The sequence below is a fragment of the Pantoea sp. X-Soil-TKNS-1207 genome (genome assembly GCF_059730485.1).
This window is the reverse complement of sequence record NZ_AP035958.1, coordinates 3,589,803-3,611,710: the sequence shown is the minus strand read 5'-3', so window position 1 is coordinate 3,611,710 and position 21,908 is coordinate 3,589,803. Positions and strand designations below refer to the sequence as shown.

Sequence of the window (21,908 nt, the reverse complement as noted above, 5' to 3'; positions counted from 1 at the left end):
GTACTTACAGATTTGTTAGTTTGGCCGGAGCACGTTAAATGTCTGAAAACCTGAGTGATAAATTTAGTCGCGGTGAATTGCTCAATGTTAATTGTCCTTCACGCGATGTACTGAAGCGTATAACCAGCCGCTGGAGCGTGCTGGTATTGCTGGCTCTGCGTGAGGAGACCCTGCGTTTCAGCGAGCTGCGACGCAGAATCGGTGGCATTAGCGAACGGATGCTGGCGCAAACGCTGCGTTATATGGAGGAGGATGGTTTCGTGGTGCGTATCGCTTATGACGTGGTGCCGCCCCGTGTGGAGTACCGTCTTACCGAACTGGGACGCGAAGTGGAAGGGCAGGTGGTTGGCCTGGCTGACTGGCTGGAGAGTAACCTGCACCGCATTCTGGAAGTCCGTGAATCGGCGTGATGTCACCTGCGGTTATTGGTCAGGTCGGCATCAATGCCGACCCTGTAATATGATTTGATATCAATGATGTAGGGTGCGCATTTATGCGCACCACCTCAGTGTAAATATTTCTCAAACCAGCCCAATGTCCGGCTCCACGCCAGTTCGGCCGCCGCTTTGTCATAACGCGGCGTCGAATCATTATGGAAACCGTGATTCACGCCGGGGTAAATATAGGCCTCATAAACTTTGTGATTGGCCTTAAGTGCCGCTTCATAGGCTGGCCAGCCCTCATCAATGCCTTTGTCCAGCCCCGCGTAATGCAGCAGCAGCGGGGCCTGGATACGCGGCACATCTTCCGCCTTCGGCTGACGACCATAAAACGGCACCGCACAGGCCAGCTCAGGAAAAGCCACGGCCGCTGCGTTGGCAACGCCACCGCCATAACAAAAGCCGGTGATGCCGACTTTGCCGGTACCCGCTTCGTGATGCATCAGGAAATCCACCGCCGCAAAGAAGTCATTCATCAGTTTGACCGGATCGATCTTCGCCTGCATCACGCGGCCTTCCTCATCGTTACCGGGATAGCCGCCCACCGAGCTAAGGCCATCCGGCGCCAGCGCGATATAACCGGCTTTCGCGACGCGGCGCGCCACGTCTTCAATGTAGGGGTTCAGCCCACGATTCTCATGCACGACCACCACCGCAGGCACTTTGCCGCTGGTTTTGGCCGGACGCACCAGATAGCCGCGTACCTCGCCGTGACCCTGCGGTGACGGATAGTGGATGTATTCGGGGTTGATAGCGGGATCGGTGAATTCAACCTGCTGCGCCAGCGCGTAGTTCGGGCTCATAGCGCTTAACAGCGTGGCACCGGTCATGCCGGCGATGGTGAACTTCGCCGCCAGGGTAATGAACTCGCGTTTGCTGATTCTGCCATGGGCGTAATAGTCGTAAAGTTCGAGCAGTTCCTGAGGAAAATCCTTTGCGGTAAGACGTGTCATAACCTCTCCTTCGCTGATTGACCAGATGGTATTGCCGCTATACCAAACCACACCCCGGACCTGCTGGCAAATCCCATGCCGCAGACGGTTAATAACATTACGTCACCGGGAATTAGCAGAAATATATCTATTCAGCTTATTTTAATTATCCGTTAATTAACATCTTTGTCATATTTAAAGCGTATTAAAATATTTACAGCTGATTGCGTCCTGTACGGAATTTAACGTTGCACGCCTTAAGTTAAATAATATGGAAATTAATAAGTTAACTATTTTGTTGCGAAGCAGGGCACTGAAAACAATAACATTATTGTCACAATAAATGAGGGTGTTTAACCTTAACGTGGTGATTTTAAAGAGATAGTTTCCGTCAAAAACAATGATCGAAATCAAAAAATACTGTTATAGTTTTTCCGACCCTCACTGTTTATTTTTGTTCGCGCCGCTTCCTTTTAAAGTGGTGCGCTATCTCTTCGACTGTCGCGAAAATAAATTCGTGGCGGCTTGTTTGTTAATTATAAGTAAAAATCTGGTGCAATATGTGGCAAAGAGGTAAGCAATGTTTGGATTAGATGCCTTTCACCTGGCAAGGATACAGTTCGCGTTTACTGTCTCCTTTCATATCATCTTTCCGGCCATCACCATCGGTCTCGCCAGCTTCCTGGCGGTGCTCGAAGGTATGTGGCTGAAATCCCGTAATGAGACCTATCGCGATCTCTACCATTTCTGGTCCAAAGTCTTTGCCGTCAACTTCGGCATGGGTGTGGTATCTGGCCTGGTGATGGCGTATCAATTCGGCACCAACTGGAGCGGCTTCTCGCAGTTTGCGGGCGCCATCACCGGTCCGCTGCTGACTTATGAAGTACTGACCGCCTTCTTCCTTGAAGCCGGTTTCCTTGGCGTGATGCTGTTCGGCTGGAACCGTGTCGGACCGGGTCTGCATTTCTTTGCAACCTGCATGGTGGCGCTTGGCACCATCATCTCGACCTTCTGGATTCTGGCGTCCAACAGCTGGATGCATACCCCGCAGGGTTACATCATCCAGAACGGTATTGTGGTGCCGCAGGACTGGCTGAAAATCATCTTCAACCCGTCGTTCCCGTTCCGCTTGCTACATATGTCGACCGGCGCCTTCCTCGCCAGCGCCTTCTTTGTTGGCTCGTCGGCGGCATGGCATCTGCTGAAAGGCAATGACAACGCAGCGATTCGTAAGATGTTCTCAATGGCGCTGTGGATGGCGCTGATCGTATCGCCGATTCAGGCGATGATCGGTGACGCGCACGGTCTCAATACCCTTGAGCACCAGCCCGCGAAAATTGCTGCGATTGAAGGTCACTGGGAAAACCCGCCGGGCGAAGCGACGCCGCTGATCCTGTTCGGTATCCCCGATATGGAGCAGGAGCGTACCAAATACGCACTGGAAATCCCTTACCTCGGCAGCCTGATTTTGACCCACAGCCTGCATAAACAGGTTCCGGCGCTGAAGTCGTTCCCGAAAGAAGATCGTCCGAACTCCACCGTGATTTTCTGGTCGTTCCGCGTGATGGTGGCGCTGGGCCTGCTGATGATCACCCTGGGTGTGGTCAGCCTGTGGCTGCGTTTCAAAGGTCGCCTGTATGAGTCGCGTCCGTTCCTGTGGTTCGCGCTGCTGATGGGACCGTCGGGTCTGCTGGCGATTCTGGCAGGCTGGTTCACCACTGAAATTGGCCGTCAGCCGTGGGTGGTGTATGGCGTGCAACGCACCATTGATGCGGTATCGGCGCATGGCGATCTGCATATGAGCATCAGCCTGCTGGCGTTCGTCGTGGTGTACTGCTCGGTGTTTGGCGTGGGTTATGTCTACATGATGCGTCTGATTAAGCAGGGTCCGAAGATGGGCGAAGGTCATGATGTGACGCCTGGCGGTCCGGGTCAGAGCAACACACCGGCGCGTCCGCTGTCTGCCGTTAATCATCAGGAAGGTAGCCACTCATGATCGACTTCTCAATTATCTGGTTTGCGATCATCGTCTTCTCCATTCTGATGTACATCGTGATGGATGGCTTTGATCTCGGTATCGGCCTGCTGTTCCCTTTCAACAAAGATGCCGTTGAGCGCGACATGATGGTTAACACCGTCGCGCCGGTATGGGATGGCAACGAAACCTGGTTGATTCTCGGTGGTGCGGCGCTGTACGGCGCGTTCCCGCTGGCCTACTCGGTGATTGCCGATGCACTCTCCATCCCGCTGACGGCGATGCTGATTGGCCTGATCTTCCGTGGTGTGGCGTTTGAGTTCCGCTTCAAAGCGACTGAATCGCACCGTCCGTTCTGGGATAAGGCGTTTATCGGTGGTTCGATCCTGGCGACCTTCAGCCAGGGCGTATCGGTCGGTGCCATCATCAATGGCTTCCCGGTGCACGGTCGTACCTTTGCGGGTGGCGCGATGGACTGGCTGGCGCCGTTCCCGCTGTTCTGCGGTATCGGCCTGGTGGTGGCGTATGCGCTGCTCGGCTGTACCTGGCTTATCATGAAAACCGAGCATCAACTGCATCGTAAGATGTCAGCGCTGGCGACGCCGCTGGTGATTGCGCTGCTGGTGATTGTGGGCATTATCAGCCTGTGGACGCCGTTCAGCCATGAAGCGATTGCGCAACGCTGGTTCACCCGTCCGAACCTGTTCTGGTTCCTGCCGGTTCCGGTGCTGGTGCTGCTGTGCGCGTGGGGCATTATGCGTGCCATCAAACGCGAAGCGCATTATTCGCCGTTCCTGCTGACGCTGGCGTTGATTTTCCTCGGCTTTTCCGGTCTTGGTATCAGCGTATGGCCGTATATCATTCCGCCATCCATCACCATCTGGCAGGCAGCATCGCCGGCGATTAGCCAGGCCTTTATGCTGGTCGGTGGACTGCTGATTATTCCGGTAATTCTGGTTTACACCTTCTGGAGTTACTACGTGTTCCGCGGAAAAATCAAAGCCGACGAAGGATATCACTGATATGCAAACCGAGGTCAGCAGTATGAATAACCACACTGAAACCAAAGCGCCTCTGTGGAAGCGCGTGATGTGGCTGGTGATCATCTATGGCGCAAGCGTGCTGGCACTCGGTGTGGTGGCATCGCTGTTTCGTATGATGATGACGGCAGCAGGTATGCGTACGCATTAAGTTGATGTGGTTATTGGCCCGGTCGCTATTAATCGCGACCCACGCCTCTAGGGTGCGCATTTGTGCGCACCGGGCCAATAACCCGCTCATTTCTGTTCATTCATTTCCAGCGTTAAAATTAGCTGACTAAGCAATTAATGCTTTTCCCGTTACGCTTTCTTTACCCTTCCTTACATTCGTAATACGTTTTTGTTATATTTATGTGACCAATAACGCAAATCCTGCGTCTCCCATTTCCTTTCGATCACTACAGAAAATGCTCAGCCTGAATCTGAAAAAACAGTACATCAACGATCTGGTGGACTGGATTGAAGCGAACCTGACCGACGATCTCAACATCGATCTGATTAGCCTGAAATCCGGTTATTCCAAATGGCACATGCAACGCATGTTCAAAGAAATGACCGGGCAAACGCTGGCGTCTTACACCCGCAAGCGTCGTCTGACCATGTCAGCGATGGCGCTGCGCCTGACGCGTATGCCTTTGATTGATATCGCCGTACGCTTTGGTTTTGATAACCAGCAAAACTTTACCCGCGTGTTCAAAAACCATTTCTCACTGACGCCAGGCGCGTTCCGCCGCATCCCGGAGCTGCAACTGAAAGATTTCCACAGCCGTATCTCCACGCAGCATCGATGGGTGGATGTCCGTCTGACTGAGAAACCGGAACTGCAACTGTGCGGCGAGGTGATTGAGTGGGAGTGCCGTTTCGGTGAATACATCCATCATCATGGTGATGTGGTGGCGCAGCACGCGCGCGACTTTGTCGCTTTTGCCGGACAGCATGTCAGCAAAGGCTGGCTGGGATTTCAGTTCAGCCCCGGCGTGGCGTCGGCGGAGCAGCAGCACATCAGCCTGTTCCAGGCGCTGGAAAGCCAGCATGGCGACGTGTTGCCGCGCAACGTGGTGAACTGGACCGGCGAGAGCGGCCTGTATGCGGAGATTGACTGGCAGGGCACGCCGGAAGAGATCAACGCCTTTACCGCCGATATGTATTACATCCATCTGCCTGCGCTTGGCGTCGCCCGTCGTCAGGGCAAGGATTTGCTGCGTCTCGATCTGAAAAACAGCACCCCGGATCGCCTGCACGGCACCTTCTTCATTCCGGTTACTGCCGGATAATGCATAAATCGTGCGGTAGTCTGTGATAAACCGCACGATTTTATAAATTACTTCGTTAAACCGGCGTAAAATTCTCTACTGAAACCTGATCCCCCGCGTAAAACCCTGACGCCCCCGAATCAGGCTGGATAATCACCTGCATTCAAGGTCCACTCCGGACCACTAAAGAGAACGAAAAATTATGCGACTTCTACCGTTGTTCCTCGTGACAGCGCTTGTGGCGTTTTCTGGCTTTGCCAGCGCCCAGCTAGCCGAACCTTTTGCACCACCCGCTGGCCTGCACCCGCACCAGACCTGTCAGCAGCATGAGATCGTGGGCGACAACCCGATCCCGCAGGATGACTCTGGCATGATGGAGTGTGGTCACCACGCTTCCCTGCAAAAATAACCGTCACTGATAATCTGCCCGCAGCGTCTGACGTTCTGCCCGACGCGCCTGCACACCCGCACGTATAAACGCGACGACAAATACCAGCGCGAACAGCACCACGATGGTCGGTGCCGGGGCGCTGTCGAGAAAGAACGACAGATAGACGCCACTCAACGCCACCGCCACCGCCACCAGCGCGGCGACGAGCAGCGCATGGGCAAAGCGTCGCGTCAGCAGCAGGGCAATGGCACCGGGGGCGATCAGCAGCGATACCGACAAAATAATGCCGACCGCCTTCATGGTTGCCACGATGGTCAGCGCCACCATACACAGCAAACCATAATGCAGCCATCCGGTGCGTAAGCCACTGGCCTTCGCCTGCTGCGCATCAAAGCAGTAAAGTAACAAGTCCCGCCATTTCACCGCCAATACCAGCACGATCGCCGCAGCCATGCTGCCAGTTTGTACGATATCGTCGTCATTGATGCCCAGCATATCGCCGAACAGGATGTGATCGAGATGGACCTCCGGCTCGCTGGCGATATACATAATCAGCCCGGCGGCAAACATGCCGGAAAACACAATGCCCATCACCGTATCCTGCTTGATACGGCTGTTGTCTTTCAGATAGCCGCTGGCCAGCGCGCAAAACAGCCCGGCGACGAAAGCACCCAGCGCCAGCGGCAATCCCAGCATCCACGCCAGCACCACGCCGGGGAAGACCGCGTGGCTCATCGCATCGCCCATCAGCGCCCAGCCTTTCAGCACCAGAAACACCGACAGCAGCGCGCAGGGCAGGGCGACAATCGCCGCAATCAGCAGCGCCTGGTTCATAAAAGCAAACTGCAACGGTTCCAGCAGCAGCGTCAGCATGGTTGATCCTCCACGGCGCGGCGCATACGGCGGCGACTCGCCAGCACGCCGTGAGTTGGCGCGAAGACAAAGGCCAGCAAAAACAGCAGCGTCTGCGCCACCACGATAATGCCGCCGGTTGCGCCATCAAGGAAGTAACTGGCCCAGGCGCCGACAAAGCTGGTGATGCTGCCAATGGCGACGGCAATCAGCAGCAGGCGCGGAAAGCGATCGGTGAGCAGCCACGCAGTGGCGCCAGGCGTCACCACCAGGCAAATCACCAGAAAGGCGCCGACGGTCTGCAACGCCGCCACGGTAGAGAGCGCCAGTAAAGTAAAGAACAACACTTTCAGCCGGGCGGGCTGCAAACCAATGGCGCGCGCGTGGTTCTCATCAAAGAAGGTCACCAGCAGATCTTTCCATTTGAAAAACAGCACGATAATCGAGACCGCACCAATCAGCGTTAGCTGGATAATGTCCGCCGGGGCGATGGCGAGAATATTGCCCAGCACGATGGTCTGGATATTCACCGCTGCCGGATTGAGCGACACCATAAACAGCCCGATACCGAAAAAGGAGGAGAAGATCAGACCGATAATCACATCTTCCTTCAGCCGGGTGCGTTGGGTGAGAAACAACATGCTGCCCGCCGCCAGGCCGCCGGAGAGGAACGCGCCGAGCGCGAACGGCAGGCCGAGCATATACGCCCCCGCCACGCCGGGAACAATGGCGTGCGACAGCGCGTCGCCTATCAGTGACCAGCCTTTCAGCATCAGATAGCAGGAGAGAAAGGCGCACAGCCCGCCCACCATTGCCGAGACCCACATGGCGTTGAGCATATACTGGTAGCCGAAGGGGGCGAGTAAGGTTTCCATCATCCGGCTTCTCCGCGATCCGCCTGCCAGCCAACCGTCATCAGACGTGGGTCCGGCGCCGGACGCAGTTCGCCACTGAAGGCGCGCGCCAGATTCTCTTCGGTAAAGGTGGTGGCTGTTGGTCCGCTTGCCAGTACCGTGCCTTTAACCAGCACCGTAAAATCACAGAATTCAGTGACCGCGCCGAGATTATGGGTCGAAACCAGCATGGTTTTGCCTTCGTCGCGTAATTCGCGCAGCAGGCTGATGATCTTGCCTTCCGTGCTGATATCCACGCCGGTGAAAGGCTCATCCAGCAGGATCACCTGTCCCTGCTGAGCGATGGCGCGCGCCAGAAATACCCGCTTTTTCTGCCCGCCGGAAAGCTCACCAATCTGCCGATGGCGATACGCCAGCATATCGACGCGCGCCAGTGCGGCGCTGACGATCGCCTCGTCCCCGGCGCTGGCGATACGCAGCATCCCCATATGACCGTAGCGTCCCATCATCACCACATCCTCCACCAGCACCGGAAATGACCAGTCCACCTCTTCGGCCTGCGGGACATAAGCCACCAGATTGCGCCGCAGCGCCTGCGCGGTTGGCAGGCTGAGGATATGAATGTCGCCGCGCGCCAGCCGGACAAACCCCATCACCGCTTTAAACAGGGTGGATTTCCCCGAGCCATTCACCCCCACCAGCGCGGCGATGGAACCCGCGGGCAGGTCAAAACTGGCGTTGCGCAGGGCGGTATGGCCGTTACGGTAACTGACGGTGACGTCGCTGACGCCAATGGCTATCGGCTGATTCATCATCTACCCCTTCATGCCATCTTTGATGCCCTGTACCAGCGTGCCGGTGGTGACCTTAAGCAAATCGAGGTAGGTCGGCACCGGGCCATCGGCGTTGCTCAGCGAATCGACGTACAGCACGCCGCCGTAGTGGGCGCCGGTTTCGCGCGCCACCTGGCGGGCGGGTTTATCGGAGACGGTGCTTTCGCTAAAGACCGCCGGGATCTTCTGCTGGCGCACGCGATCGATCACGCTTCGCACCTGCTGCGGCGTTCCCTGCTGATCGGCGTTGATCGGCCACAGATACAGCTCTTTCAGCCCAAGATCGCGCGCCAGATAGGAAAATGCCCCTTCGCTGGAGACCAGCCAGCGCTGTTCGGGGGGAAGGGTGGCGACCTGCTGGCGGAGCGGCTCAAGGGTCGCAGTGATGTTTTGTTTGTACGCGGTGGCGTTGCGCTGATAAATGGCGGCATTCTGCGGATCGTATTTCATCAATGCATCGCGAATATTATCGACATAAATCAGCGCGTTATCTGGTGACATCCAGGCGTGGGGATTGGGTTTGCCATCATAAGGTCCGGCGGAAATACCGATGGGGACGATGCCCTGCGACACCACCACTTCCGGCACCCCTTTCAGGTGCTGATAAAAGCGTTTAAACCAGCGCTCCAGATTCAGACCGTTAACGAGGATCAGCTGCGCCCCTTGTGCGCGCTTAATATCGCCGGGCGTAGGCTGGTATTCATGGATCTCCGCCCCGGCTTTGGTGATCGAACTGACATCAGCGGCATCGCCAGCTACGTTCTGCGCCATATCGGCAATCACCGTAAAGGTGGTGATCACTTTAAACTTCTCCGCCGCCAGCGTGCTGGTGGAGGCCAGCAGACCGAGCAGCAGCAGGGTAATTTTTATCATGGCCGTTATCTCCTGAGGTGAACAAAAAACAAACTAATATAGCAATTGCTATAATTTATAGCACTTGCTAATAAAAAGGGAAAGTCATGACAATCGCATGGATGTCACCATGAAGATGGCTTGCGGCGAAAAGCGGGAGAATTACGGTTTAAGGAGGAGGCAGGACAGAGAATGCCGGAACGTCACCGTTCCGGCACAAAGGTTACTTCACGAAGTGATAAGGCTGGTAAAAGGCTGCACCCGCCCAGGCGTACTGGCTGTGGATCACCGGCAGCGTTTTACGCACGTAATTGGCTGCCTGTTTCTCATCACCTTTACCGTTCCACACCGCGTATTGCGGATAAGGATAGATTGGACGCGAGGCGGCATCCGCGGGGATCTGCTCCAGCTGCATATCGCTGCGCTGCGGCGTCGCTGACGGCTTCGCACCCGTTCCGGTCGGCTGACCAAAACTGTTGTGCTGCTGCGGTGAAGCCTGATGGGTGACAATCGCATCCGGCGCGCTGCCATGCTCTACCCAGTTCATCATCGGCGTCAGGAAATCCACCAGGCTCGGGCCTTCACCTCGGGAGCAGTGATAGACGCCGGGCAGCAGGTACAGGCGCTCAAAGGTTTCGCGGCTGGTGTTGCCCATCTCTTTACCCAGCGCGTTGTGATAAGCGATGGAGTTGAGCGGAGAAATATGCGGATCGGCCCAGCCGTGCCAGATAATCAGCTTGCCGCCGGCCCGCGCGAACGCGTGCAGATCCGGGTTGGTGGCATCATAAAACGGATGTAACTCGCTGAGCTTTTTGAAGGTCGCTTCATCGAACTTCACATCTTTCAGGGCAAAGTCCGGCGACGGATTCACCTTAAAGTTAACGTAGCGCAGCGAGGAGAGGGAGATCATCTGGCTCATGACCGGCTGATCGGCCTGTTGCGGGATAAATACCCCTTCCCATGCCAGTTCGGAACCGTATTGCGGTCCGGCGACGATCAGGCGCTGGCCGGTCTTGCTGTCACGCGGACCGTCGTACAGTTTACGCAGCGCGCCAAGCTGAGCGTTGCTCAGGCAGTTTTCCGTCTGACCGGCTTTGCAGGCCAGCACATTCAGGTTGGGATGACAGGCTTCCGGCGCGGCGATCAGCCCATCTTTTTGCCCGTCCAGCGCGTCGCACTGCGCCAGCACCGCCTGGTGGATCAGCGGTAAATCCTTCGCCAGGATCAGCGCTTTACCGTCGCTGTCGCGATTACTTACCACCTGCCAGGCATGGTACATGGCGTTCTGCACCTGGAAGTTCATCGCCGCCGCACCGGCGATGATGCCGTTGAAGTCATGCGGGAAACGCTGGGCTTCCATCAGGGCTTCGCGCCCGCCGTCGGAACAACCGTTAAAGTATGACCACGTCGCCCGCTGCTGATAAAACGCGGCGATCAGCGCTTTGGCGGCGACGGCAGTCAGATGCTGACCACGCCAGGCGAAATCCTGCCGCTTTTGCGGATCGTTGCCCCAGTCCTGCTCGGATTCTTTATGCCCCATATCGGTGGCGGCAACGGCAAAACCGTTGCTGTTAAGCGGGGCGCAGCCCGCAGCCGCACCGGGTTGCAGGTTGATGGTGCCGCACAACCCGCCGCAGCCCAGCTGCATAAAGCGCTGGTTCCAGCTTTGCGTTGGCAGCAACAGGCGGAAACCAATTTGGGGTGCCAGCGTGCCTTCCACTTTGCACCATTCGGTGTTGTTGATGGTGGTCAGAGTGGCGCTGGTCACCGCGCTCCCTTTACCGCCAATGGTCGTCAGATCGAACTTTTGCAGACTGTCGCAACTGACTGCCGGTTTTACCACCGGCAGGTCGGCTGCCTGCGCCGCGGATAACCAAAAAAGAGAACAAAGCAGCGGCGTTAATACGCCAGCCAGCAAACGAAATAGCCATCGAGCCATGATAATTCCTTGTCAACAAAGGTAACGTCTTAAGTATAAAGATAAATATGCCGCCTGCCGGTTCGTCTTCTGCCGGGCAGACGACAGACTTTTCATAACGGATGTAAATGAATGTTTCATCTCGTCACGAATAGCATTTTTCGGCATTGCGCTTAAGATATATCATAACTATTCTGGCCGCGTCAGATGAGAATGAGTTTCGCTTTCATATTTGATTCATGCGCAGGCTTCTGACGCCTGACGCGAGGCAAAATCATGGAACAAAAACCTGAATCAACCAGCGCAGTGCTGGCCCAAAGTTATCACTCGATTTCGCTGGCGGCGGCGCGCACCGTTATTACGGCGGCACTGGCTGCTGCGACTAAACATGGCTGGCATATCAGCGTGGCGGTTGTTGATCGCGCCGGTGAGCTGGTCAGCCTGGACCGCAGCGACGCGGCGATTGGCATCAGCCCAAGCGTGGCGCAGGGTAAAGCGCGTACCGCAGCCTTGCTGCGCGCTCCGTCGAAGGAGTTCGAAAGTTTCATCAACAGCGGCAGCCCGAGTTTTCTCGCCACGCCTGGCGTGACACCGCTGGAAGGCGGCATTCCGCTGTGGCTGCATGGTGAAGTGATTGGTGCGGTCGGCGTGAGCGGCGCGCACGGGGCGAACGATTCGCTGGTGGCCGAACTGGCTGCCGAAGCGCTGGCGACATTCTGAGGATCAGACGATGGCATCATTGCAGGATAAACATCTGGTTGTGATTGGCGGCAGCTCCGGCATCGGTTTTCAGGTAGCGCAGCTGGCGGCAGCCCAGGGTGCGCGGTTGACGCTGCTGGGACGCAATGCCGAACGCCTCGAACAGGCACAGGCGGCGCTTAGCGAGCAGGGCGCGCCACAGGTTGCTACGCTTAACGTGGATGCGCACGATCATGACGCGCTGCGTACCGCATTTCAGCGCCTCGATGCCTTTGATCATCTGGTCTCGATGGTGGGTGATGCGATGGGCGGCGGCTTCCTTACCGCCGATATGGCGCTGATTGAAAAAGTGATTTACTCGAAATTTCTCACCAATGTGCTGATTGGCAAACTGGCGGCGGAAAAAGTGCGTCAGGGCGGTTCCCTGACCTTTACCGCCGGTACCGGCGGCCGTGCGCAGCAGGCCTGCGCCAGCTATGTCGGCAATCAGGGCATTGTGTCACTGGCACAGGGGCTGGCGGCTGAGCTGGCGCCGAAAGCGCGCGTCAACTGCGTGGCGCCGACCTGGACGGTGACGCCGTTCTGGCGGCAGCAGGCGGCAGAGCAGGTGGAGCAAACCCGCCAGCACTTTGCGGGGATCATTCCGCTGGGCCGCACCGCTGAAATCGAAGAGCTTGCCAGCGCCTATCTTTTTCTGATGCAAAATGACTTTATTACCGGACAACAAATCGCGGTGGACGGCGGCATCATGCTGAGCTGATCCCCGCAGGGAGATATAACTTGCGAAAACAGACCCCTACGGGTAATCCGCGCGCGCCACAGCGCGTGCGGAATGACGTACGCTTCCGCCACATCACCGTGGCGAGCAAAACACGTATCGCCGGGCAGTTCTGGCGCGTTGTCTTTACCGGCAGCGATCTGGCGGGTTTTAACTCGCCATCCTACGATGACCACATCAAGGTTTTCTTCCCGGAAGCGGGTAGCACGCTGGTGCTGCCAAAAATGACCGATGAAGGCATCGTCTGGCCAAACGGCATTCGTCCGGCGGCGCGCGACTACACGCCGCTGGAATTCAATGGCGAAGATTCACTGACGCTGGATTTCTTTATTCATGAAGGCGGCGTGGCCAGCAGCTGGGCCGATCAGGCGCAGCCGGGCGATCAGCTGGCGATGGGCGGTCCGCGCGGCTCGTTTATCGCGCCAGCCGATTACGCCTGTCAGATTCTGGTGTGTGACGAGACCGGCCTGCCCGCCGTGAAACGTCGTCTGGCGGAGATTGACGCGCAGGATGTGCATCTGCTGGCGTTTGCCGATGAAGCCACCGGCCGCGATTATCTCGGCGAGGTTACGGGTGTCAACGTCAGCTGGCTCGGTAGCGGCACCATGCAAAGCGATAACCTCGGCCCGCTGATTGCGAAGCTGGATAAGATCTCGCTGCCAGCAGATGAATATTTCATCTGGCTGACCGGTGAAGGGGAAACGGTGAAAATGCTGAGCGATTACTTCACCCAGCGCCGTGGTGCGGATACGGATTTTGTACGCGCCGTGGCCTACTGGCATCAGAAATAACCGACTCTTGCCCGCCAGCCGCCGCCTGTGTTGAATTTTGCCAGGCGGCAGACTACTATCAATCTCCCTTAATCGACCCTCCAGGCAGGCAATGAAACAGCATCGGGATTTTCCATGGCATGGCGACCACGCACAGCGTGCCGCGTGTGCGGGGGCGCGAAAGAAGCGCCGTGAACGTATGCTTGATGCCAGTGATATCCGCCTGTTAATGCTACATTTTCTTGCGCAGAGCGCCGCGCACGGTTATGAGCTGATCAAATCGGTTGAAGAACTCTCCAAAGGGGAATACTCCCCCAGTCCCGGTATTATCTATCCCAATCTGACGCTGCTGGAAGAGATGGACGCCATTCGCGTGGTGGATGCTCAGGAGTCGCGTAAAGCCTACGCGCTTAACGACGGCGGCCGTGCGCTGCTGGCGGAAAACCGCGAAAATGTCGATACCATCATTGCGCGTTTAACCTCGTTAGCCATTCTGGTGAATAACCGCAGTATTCCGTCGGTCGAGCAGGCCATTCACAACATTAAATTCACTCTTAATGATCGACTTTCTCAGGAAAATATTTCTGATGAAACAATTAAAATTGTGATCGCCGCACTGAATGAAGCCGCCGGTAAAATCGCAAAGAGTTGATCTAAATCAATTTTAACCCCCATTATTGTTACAACCTTGTATATTTAAATTAAACAATTGAATTCAAAGTTGTATAAATAATTTCAGCTAAACCAAAAAGGTTTGGCTGATAAATATAAACGGTAGTTTTTTTCACCATTATTCAGCGCTACTTTTCTCCCATCGCATTCACTCTGAAGCGTTAAGGGAGAAGAATATGTCTGAAACAAAAAAACAGCCGGTGCACGACCTGCGTTCGGCAATCACTCTGTTACAAAACCTGAAAGGCGAATTCGTCAGCACTGACACCGAAGTGGACCCGCACGCGGAACTCTCCGGCGTTTATCGTTATGTCGGCGCGGGCGGTACCTGTGAACGTCCAACGCGCAAAGGCCCGGCGATGATGTTCAACAAGGTGAAAGGTTTTCCCGATGTACGCGTTGTCACCGGATTGATGTCAACCCGCGAACGCGTTGGCCACCTGCTGAATTGTGAGCCGGAAAAACTCGGCTTCCTGCTGAAAGATTCAGTTCATCACGCCATCGCACCGGTAGTGACCAGCGAAAAACCACTGTGTCAGGAAGTGGTGCACTACGCTGAAGACCCGAATTTCGACCTGCGCACCTTACTGCCAGCGCCGACCAACACCGAAGAAGATGCGGGTCCTTACTTCACCATGGGTATGTGCTACGCCTCTGACCCGGAAACGCACGAATCCGACATCACCATTCACCGCCTGTGTATTCAAAGCCGCGACGAACTGTCGATGTGGCTGACGCCGGGCCGTCATATTGATGCCTTCCGTGAAAAAGCGGAGAAAGCTGGCAAGCCGCTGCCGATCTCCATCAGCATCGGTGTCGATCCGGCGATTGAAATCGCTGCCTGCTTCGAACCGCCGACAACTCCGCTGGGCTTTAACGAACTGAGCATTGCCGGTGCGCTGCGCGGCCAGGCCGTTGAACTGACCCCTTGCGTCAGCATCAATGAAAAAGCCATCGCTCACGCTGAGATTGTGATTGAAGGCGAACTGCTGCCGAACGTGCGTGTGCGTGAAGACCAGAACACCAACACCGGGAAAGCAATGCCGGAATTCCCTGGCTACACCGGGGAAGCGAAAGATGCGCTGCCGGTCATTAAGGTGAAAGCGGTCACTCACCGTAAACACCCGATTCTGCAAACCACCCTTGGCCCAAGCGGCGAACACGTCAGCATGGCTGGTATCCCGACTGAAGCCAGTATCCTCGATATGCTGGATCGCGCAATGCCGGGTCGTGTGCTGAACGTGAATGCCCACACATCTGGCGGCGGCAAACTGCTGGCGGTGATTCAGTTTAAAAAATCATCTCCGGTTGATGAAGGTCGCCAGCGTCAGGCTGCGTTGATCGCCTTTGCTGCTTTCTCTGAACTGAAACACGTAATCCTGGTGGATGACGATGTGGATGTGTTCGACACCGATGACATCCTGTGGGCCATGCAGACCCGTTTCCAGGGCGACGTCGATATCGCCACCATCCCTGGCGTGCGCTGCCACCCGCTCGATCCGTCGCAGGATCCGGCTTACAGCGCCAGCATTACCCAGCAGGGTATGACCACCAAAACCATCTTTGACTGCACCGTTCCGTGGCATTTGAAAGCCCACTTCGAACGTTCGAAGTTCAAAGAAGTGGATGTTAAACGTTTCCTTCCCGATTTTGAGTAAGTGAGGTTGTAGTGAGCAGAAGGCGCATTATCGTCGGCATTAGCGGCGCGTCCGGTTTCCAGTACGGCATGAAGGCGCTGCAATTGCTGCGCGATCAGGATATTGAGGTACATCTGGTGGTGACCAAAGGGGCGGAAGTCACGCGCTCAATGGAAACCGAATGGCAGCGACAGGAGGTCACCGATTTGGCCGACGAGGTGCACAGTATCAGCAATCTCGGCGCATCGATCTCCAGCGGCTCGTTCAAGACCCTCGGTATGCTAATTGCGCCCTGCTCAATGAACTCGCTGGCATCCATCGCGCATGGACTGACCGGCAATCTGCTGACCCGTGCAGCGGATGTAATCCTGAAAGAGCGGCGTCGTCTGGTGTTGATGGTACGTGAGACGCCGCTCAATCTGGTGCACGTACGTAACATGGCGGCAGTTACCGAAATGGGCGGCATTGTTTATCCGCCAGTTCCGGCCTTTTACCAGAAGCCACAAACCGTGGATGAGATGGTGCATCACAGCGTGTCGCGCGCCCTCGATTTGTTTGATCTCGATGTCGGCAACCTGAAGCGCTGGGGTGAAAAACATAATGAAGCTTAAGGAGTAAATTATGCTAGTGGGACCCTTTGTCAACGGCAGTGCCGTGCTGGTGGGTGGGCTGTTGGGCGCTTTTCTCGGCACCAAAGTGCCGGAAAGGTTGCGCGTGGCACTGCCAATGACCTTCGGCCTGTCGTCGATGGGCCTCGGGATTGTGTTGATTGGTAAAATCCACAGTTTACCGGCAGTGATTCTGGCGCTGATCCTCGGCGCGGCCATTGGTGAACTGGTGTTTCTGGAAGAAAAAATTGGCCGCCTCGGTAATCTGGCGAAAGGGCTGGTGGGACGTTTTCAGAGCGAACAAACTGAAACCGGCCTGACGGGCGCGGCTTTTACCGAGAAATATGTCGCGATCCTGGTACTGTTTTGTGCCAGCGGCACCGGCATCATCGGCGCGATGACCGAAGGGATGACGCACGATCCTAACATCCTGCTGGTGAAATCGATTATGGATGTTTTCACCGCCGCGATTTTTGCCACACTTCTCGGTTATGCCGTGGCAGTGATTGCAGTACCGCAGCTGCTGATCCAGCTGGCGCTGGCGACGGCCGCAGTATTGATTATGCCTCACACCACGCCGACCATGATGAGTGACTTTACCGCAGCGGGTGGTTTTGTCATGCTGGCCGCCGGTTTCCGTATCGCCGGAATTAAATCTTTCCCGGTGGCAAATATGCTGCCAGCGCTGGTGCTGGTGATGCCGATAAGCCATCTGTGGTCGATGTATATTCAGTAAGCAGCACAACAGCCGCGGTTGTATCGTGGTTAGCCATGCTAGAGTAAGCGCAGGATAAGCGCGGAGGCATCATGGATCTCAAACGATTGCATTACTTTTGCACGATAGCGGAACAGGGCTCCATCAGTAAAGCCGCGAAGCTATTGAACATCGCACAACCGCCGCTGGGTAAGCGCCTGCAGGAGCTGGAAGAGGAAATTGGCTCGCCGTTGTTTACCCGCACACCGCGCCGTATGGTGCTGACGGAAGCCGGCAGTTTTCTTTATCGTCAGGCGTGCGACATTTTAAGCCAGGTCAACCGACTGAAGCGCCAGACCATTACCATCGCCACGCGCAAACAGCGTCGGGTGAATATCGGAATTTCCTACCTTTACCTGCGTTATTTCAACACCATTTTGATGGATTACTACCGCAACCGTCCCGACTGGGATATCAACGTGGTGGTGTCTGATTCCAGCCATCTGGAAGCGATGCTGCTGGATCACAGCCTCGATATCGCGCTGATGCAAACCCCCAGCGACCGTCAGCAATGGTTTATCCGTGAGCTGGAACCGATTGATACTATTGCGGTTATCTCATCGCACTACAGCGCGATGCTGGCGGGAAAAGCGCTGGAGTTTGCCGATCTCAGCGGCCTTCCGCTGATTCTGCTGCACCGCATTGGCGGCGAGGGGACTTATGAAGTGCTGCGTAATAAGTTATTCAGCAGCCTGAGTCAGGTGAATATCAGTATTAAGGTATCCGAACCCAAGCTGATTCTGGAGATGATGGAGAGCGGTTTCGATGGCGCTGCTTTTCTGCCCCGTTCCGAGTTTTCGCCCAGCCCGCAGGGCAAATATATCGTCTGTCCGCTGGCCGATCCTTTCGCCATTTATCATCCGGCGATTGTTACGCTGAGCACCGCGCAAGACCGCCTGCTGTGGCCGCTGGCCCATGAGGCCGAGGATGTGTGATTTGGACCTGGTCGGCATGGCCCGGTCGGCATCAATGCCGACCCTACGCCGTAGGGAGCGCATTAATGCGCTCCATGCCGATGCGGCGTCCAATCCCGGTCGGCATCAATGCCAACCCTACCTCATAGGGAGCGCATTAATGCGCTCCTTGCCGATGCGGCGTCCAATCCCGGTCGGCATCAATGCCGACCCTACATGTAGGGAGCGCATTAATGCGCTCCTTGCCGATGCGGCGTCCAGACCCGATCGGCATCAATGCCGACCCTACATGTAAGGAGCGCATTAATGCGCTCCATGCCGATGCGGCGTCCAATCCCGGTCGGCATCAATGCCGACCCTACGTCGTAGGGAGCGCATTAATGCGCTCCTTGCCGATGCGGCGTCCAATCCCGGTCGGCATTAATGCCGACCCTACATGTAGGGAGCGCATTAATGCGCTCCATGCCGATGCGGCGTCCAGACCCGGTCGGCATCAATGCCAACCCTACATGTAGGGAGCGCATTAATGCGCTCCTGGCCGATGCGGCGTCCAGACCCGGTCGGCATCAATGCCGACCCTACATGTAGGGAGCGCATTAATGCGCTCCTTGCCGATGCGGCGTCCAATCCCGGTCGGCATCAATGCCGACCCTACATGTAGGGAGCGCATTAATGCGCTCCATGCCGATGCGGCGCCCAGACCCGGTCGGCATCAATGCCGACCCTACATGTAGGGAGCGCATTAATGCGCTCCATGCCGATGCGGTGTCCAGACCCGGTCGCTGAAATCAATTCCCCGCCGGTTTCTTTTTATCCACATGCCCCAGCTCGCGATCCGGGAAACAGAAATCCCGCACCCGCTGCTTGAGCGCCGCGGCATCCGGGAAACCGCCTTCCTGTTTCCGTTCCCAAATCACTTTGCCATCAATGGTAATCTCAAACACGCCGCCGGTGCCGGGTTGTAACGTCACCGAGGCCAGATCGTCAGCAAAGGTGTGCAGCAACTCCTGCGCCATCCAGGCAGAACGCAGCAGCCAGTTACATTGCGTGCAGTAGTGAATGTTCACCGCGGGTTTTTGCGTCATTTCATCGCTCTTTTTAATTGATTGATTACCAACAAGTTAACTGTGGTTAACAAAATGTGCGGTCTAAGATACATCTTAATGTAAATGTTATTGATAACGATTACCACTTGCATTACATTCCTGACGAATTCATTTACAACATAAAAAAAGTCTGTAACTTTTTACGGTTTTCTCTACAAAAACCGTGTCTTACTGATAGCAAGCAAGTGAGCGAATACTAACAATCAATTAGGTATTTCGCGTCTATGTCCTCAATTTTTCAGGGATTTACTAAACAGCGCCTGTTCAAAACGGCTGTGCTGGCGTCAGCGATCCATGCTGCCTGTGGCTATGCCGCCACCAGCGATAATCAGGATCTGACTCTTTCCAGCAAAAAAACCACAACAAATGAACCGGTAATGACGGTAACTGCGCCGAAACTGCCGCTATCTGCGGGTAGCCGCACCACGCTTTCCGCCGCAGAGTTGCAGAAAGAAGGCGGCAACGATTTCGGTTCAATTATGCGTTATCAGCCGCTGGTTAGCGCGCCGGGTGCCGCAGGTGGCAGCAACACCGGTAAGAGTGGCTATACCGGGGATCGTGGCGGTTACACCGGCTATAACATCCGTGGTCTGGAAGATAACCGCGTCTCCATCGACGTAGACGGTATTGAACAGCCTTACGCAACCGGACGCAGTTCCGTGGGCCGTGCCGGTTCCAACACCTTCGGCATTGGCCGCGACTATATCGATCCTTATATGTATGGATCTGTCGGTATCGTCGAAGGGGCGACCGATGTCTCCAACAAGAACCTGGCGCTCGGCGGCTCTGTCTCCTTCAAGCCAAAATCCCCGGATGACTACCTGTCACCCACCAAACATACCTATTTCGGTTACCAGAGCGATTACGACTCATCTAACCGCAGCTGGCACAATGGCATCACGGCGGCGGCAGGTGATGAAACCCTGCGCGGTATCGTGGTGATCAGCCGTCGTGACGGTCAGGAAACCCGTAACAACAGCGGCACCATTGATGCCTATCCGGCGAACTGGCACTCCGACGCGGTCGCTGCCACCGGCATCTGGCAACCCAACAGCGAGCATCAGTTCAGCGCCACGCTGGATTATTACCAGAAAACCAACCACACCAACTTCGACTACTGGGGTTCTGGCACCACCACCATTTATGGTCGCGCCGATCAGAGCAGCCAGACGCGTCGCTGGAGCGGGTCACTGAAAGATCTCTGGACACCGGACAATAACCTGCTGGTGGATAGCCTTGAGACCAGCATTTATTACCAGCAAACCCAGGCGCATGATAATACGGCGGCCCCGGCTGCGGGTGCGGTCGAAGCGCATAATATCTACTCGGATTACGACACCAAAACCTACGGCTTTGAGACCAAAGGTGAGAAAAGCTGGCTGTTTAACAACTTCAGCTATGGGATGAACGCCAGCATTGCGAAAACCGAGCGTCCATACCGTCTTGATCCGGTACAGACGTCGTATAACGATATCACCCCACCGGAAGCGAACAGCCGCTCCTGGGCCTTCGGTGCCTATGCCGAAGATACCATGAGTTGGGATCTGAACGGCCACACCTTCTCGGTGGTTCCGGGGGTACGTTTCGCCTATCAGAATACCAAACCACAAAATCTTTCTACTCTGGCGGGCGGGGATGCTGATCTCAGCACGGGTGACGTTTCGACGCTCTACAACAAGAGCTTCAGCGATGGCCAGATCCTGCCGTCCATCGCCTTCCAGTACAACCTGACGCCGAAGGTAATGGCTTATCTGCAATATAAGCGTGGCGCGCAGTTCCCTAATCCAAGCCAGCTGTATGGTTCATGGAACCTGTCCTCTAACTATGCTTCAGCTTACGGTTCGCAGTATGCGCTGTTGGGCAATACCGACCTGAAAACCGAAACCAGCAACAACTTTGAGTTCGGTCTGAAAGGCGAAGCGGTTGAAGGCATCACCTTCTCAGCGGCAACTTTCTATAACAGCTACAAAAACTTTATCGACTATACCCGCTACAGCCGTAGTGCCAATCCGGACGTCTTTACTAACATCCCGGATAATATCGATATCGCCTACCGTGCCGAGAACCGTGATAAAGCCTATATCTACGGTGCTGAATTCGGCAGCAAATTCAATATCGGTACCTGGGTGCCTGAGGTTGATGGCCTGAGCGCGCGTCTGGCGTTTGGTTATGCGCAGGGTGCGTCTAAGTCCAGCTATCTGGGCGACAAATACGTACCGATGGAGAGCGTACCGCCGATGCGTCTGATCACCGGTGTGGCCTATGACGATCCGGATCAGCGCTACGGTGCCGCGATCACCGGCACCTTTATCCACGGTAAGCGCGCCACCTACACCCAGCGCCAGACCTACACCAACACTGGCGGTTCGATTGGTACCACCAGCAATACCTACTACCAGAACATTCCAGGCTATGCGCTGGTTGATCTGACGGCCTACTATCGCGTAACGAAAAACGTGAAGATCAGCGGCGGTATCTACAACCTGACTGACCGCAAATACTGGGACTACCTCAGCAGCCGCGATCTGGAATCCACCACCAGCAAGACCGATCAGAACTACTATGATTCACAGCTGGCTGTGATGCCGGGCCGCACCTTCCAGTTGGGTGTTAACGTCGACTTTTAATCA

General features: G+C 55.7%; 21 protein-coding genes and 1 pseudogene. 15 read left to right on the top strand and 7 right to left on the bottom strand.

The window, feature by feature from the left end; all coding sequences use genetic code 11:
* Positions 1-38 precede the first annotated feature (38 nt).
* Positions 39-410: a winged helix-turn-helix transcriptional regulator gene (locus AC6I8V_RS16735; RefSeq protein ID WP_497843348.1), complete on the top strand. Its 372-nt coding sequence runs from the start codon at positions 39-41 to the stop codon at positions 408-410.
* A 95-nt stretch (positions 411-505) separates the two neighbouring features.
* Here AC6I8V_RS16735 and yghX read toward each other — a convergent pair whose 3' ends face one another.
* A complete protein-coding gene (gene yghX / locus AC6I8V_RS16730; RefSeq protein ID WP_497843347.1) occupies positions 506-1,393 on the bottom strand; it encodes a YghX family hydrolase in 888 nt (295 codons plus the stop codon).
* Positions 1,394-1,952: 559 nt separating this feature from the next.
* On the opposite strand from yghX, the gene AC6I8V_RS16725 reads away from it, so the two are divergent.
* From AC6I8V_RS16725 to AC6I8V_RS16705, 5 genes are all read left to right on the top strand, one after another.
* Positions 1,953-3,368: a cytochrome ubiquinol oxidase subunit I gene (locus tag AC6I8V_RS16725; protein WP_497843346.1), complete on the top strand. Its 1,416-nt coding sequence runs from the start codon at positions 1,953-1,955 to the stop codon at positions 3,366-3,368.
* Positions 3,365-4,369 (top strand): cytochrome d ubiquinol oxidase subunit II, encoded by a 1,005-nt coding sequence (gene cydB, locus AC6I8V_RS16720; protein WP_497843345.1) that lies wholly within the window; start codon positions 3,365-3,367, stop codon positions 4,367-4,369. Before AC6I8V_RS16725 ends, cydB begins: the two co-directional genes overlap by 4 nt.
* 1 nt (position 4,370) lies before the next feature.
* Positions 4,371-4,538, top strand: a complete 168-nt coding sequence (locus AC6I8V_RS16715) for a DUF2474 domain-containing protein (protein ID WP_497843344.1) — start codon at positions 4,371-4,373, stop codon at positions 4,536-4,538.
* A 256-nt stretch (positions 4,539-4,794) separates the two neighbouring features.
* On the top strand, positions 4,795-5,661 hold the full coding sequence (locus AC6I8V_RS16710) for a helix-turn-helix domain-containing protein (protein ID WP_497843343.1): 867 nt from the start codon (positions 4,795-4,797) through the stop codon (positions 5,659-5,661).
* 181 nt (positions 5,662-5,842) lie between these two features.
* Positions 5,843-6,049 (top strand): hypothetical protein, encoded by a 207-nt coding sequence (locus AC6I8V_RS16705; RefSeq protein WP_497843342.1) that lies wholly within the window; start codon positions 5,843-5,845, stop codon positions 6,047-6,049.
* Positions 6,050-6,052: 3 nt separating this feature from the next.
* Here the strand turns inward: AC6I8V_RS16705 and AC6I8V_RS16700 are convergent, their stop codons facing one another.
* The 5 genes and pseudogenes from AC6I8V_RS16700 to AC6I8V_RS16680 all read right to left on the bottom strand — a co-directional run bounded on the left by AC6I8V_RS16700 (position 6,053) and on the right by AC6I8V_RS16680 (position 11,361).
* The gene (locus AC6I8V_RS16700; RefSeq protein WP_497843341.1) at positions 6,053-6,904 is read right to left on the bottom strand and encodes a metal ABC transporter permease; all 852 of its coding nucleotides are present in this window, start codon (positions 6,902-6,904) and stop codon (positions 6,053-6,055) included.
* Positions 6,898-7,758 (bottom strand): iron/manganese ABC transporter permease subunit SitC, encoded by an 861-nt coding sequence (gene sitC / locus AC6I8V_RS16695; protein WP_497845859.1) that lies wholly within the window; start codon positions 7,756-7,758, stop codon positions 6,898-6,900. The genes AC6I8V_RS16700 and sitC overlap by 7 nt, the downstream gene beginning before the upstream one ends.
* Before the next feature lie 62 nt (positions 7,759-7,820).
* Positions 7,821-8,549: pseudogene (locus AC6I8V_RS16690) on the bottom strand (manganese/iron ABC transporter ATP-binding protein); the annotation flags it as partial.
* A 3-nt stretch (positions 8,550-8,552) separates the two neighbouring features.
* Entirely contained in the window at positions 8,553-9,443 is an 891-nt protein-coding gene (locus tag AC6I8V_RS16685; protein ID WP_497843340.1) for a metal ABC transporter substrate-binding protein, read from the bottom strand.
* Between the two features lie 202 nt (positions 9,444-9,645).
* On the bottom strand, positions 9,646-11,361 hold the full coding sequence (locus tag AC6I8V_RS16680) for a tannase/feruloyl esterase family alpha/beta hydrolase (protein WP_497843339.1): 1,716 nt from the start codon (positions 11,359-11,361) through the stop codon (positions 9,646-9,648).
* A 255-nt stretch (positions 11,362-11,616) separates the two neighbouring features.
* Between AC6I8V_RS16680 and AC6I8V_RS16675 the strand changes: the two genes are divergently transcribed.
* The 8 genes from AC6I8V_RS16675 (at position 11,617) to AC6I8V_RS16640 (ending at position 18,193) form a co-directional block, all read left to right on the top strand.
* Positions 11,617-12,060 (top strand): GlcG/HbpS family heme-binding protein, encoded by a 444-nt coding sequence (locus AC6I8V_RS16675; protein ID WP_497843338.1) that lies wholly within the window; start codon positions 11,617-11,619, stop codon positions 12,058-12,060.
* A gap of 10 nt (positions 12,061-12,070) precedes the next feature.
* Positions 12,071-12,799 carry an SDR family NAD(P)-dependent oxidoreductase gene (locus AC6I8V_RS16670; RefSeq protein WP_497843337.1) on the top strand — a complete coding sequence of 243 codons (729 nt, stop codon included), beginning with the start codon at positions 12,071-12,073 and terminating at the stop codon, positions 12,797-12,799.
* Between the two features lie 20 nt (positions 12,800-12,819).
* A complete protein-coding gene (locus tag AC6I8V_RS16665) occupies positions 12,820-13,608 on the top strand; it encodes a siderophore-interacting protein (protein WP_497843336.1) in 789 nt (262 codons plus the stop codon).
* A 91-nt stretch (positions 13,609-13,699) separates the two neighbouring features.
* Positions 13,700-14,239, top strand: a complete 540-nt coding sequence (locus tag AC6I8V_RS16660; RefSeq protein WP_497843335.1) for a PadR family transcriptional regulator — start codon at positions 13,700-13,702, stop codon at positions 14,237-14,239.
* A 196-nt stretch (positions 14,240-14,435) separates the two neighbouring features.
* A complete protein-coding gene (locus AC6I8V_RS16655; protein ID WP_497843334.1) occupies positions 14,436-15,917 on the top strand; it encodes a UbiD family decarboxylase in 1,482 nt (493 codons plus the stop codon).
* 11 nt (positions 15,918-15,928) lie between these two features.
* Complete coding sequence (locus AC6I8V_RS16650; RefSeq protein ID WP_497843333.1) at positions 15,929-16,507, top strand: UbiX family flavin prenyltransferase; 579 nt, start codon at positions 15,929-15,931, stop codon at positions 16,505-16,507.
* 10 nt (positions 16,508-16,517) lie between these two features.
* A complete protein-coding gene (locus AC6I8V_RS16645) occupies positions 16,518-17,240 on the top strand; it encodes a DUF554 domain-containing protein (RefSeq protein ID WP_497843332.1) in 723 nt (240 codons plus the stop codon).
* A 71-nt stretch (positions 17,241-17,311) separates the two neighbouring features.
* Entirely contained in the window at positions 17,312-18,193 is an 882-nt protein-coding gene (locus AC6I8V_RS16640) for a LysR family transcriptional regulator (protein WP_497843331.1), read from the top strand.
* 767 nt (positions 18,194-18,960) lie between these two features.
* Here the strand turns inward: AC6I8V_RS16640 and AC6I8V_RS16635 are convergent.
* Positions 18,961-19,257: an Rdx family protein gene (locus AC6I8V_RS16635; protein ID WP_497843330.1), complete on the bottom strand. Its 297-nt coding sequence runs from the start codon at positions 19,255-19,257 to the stop codon at positions 18,961-18,963.
* 245 nt (positions 19,258-19,502) lie between these two features.
* Here AC6I8V_RS16635 and AC6I8V_RS16630 point away from each other — a divergent pair, with 245 nt between their 5' ends.
* Positions 19,503-21,905, top strand: a complete 2,403-nt coding sequence (locus tag AC6I8V_RS16630) for a TonB-dependent receptor domain-containing protein (RefSeq protein ID WP_497843329.1) — start codon at positions 19,503-19,505, stop codon at positions 21,903-21,905.
* Positions 21,906-21,908 lie beyond the last annotated feature (3 nt).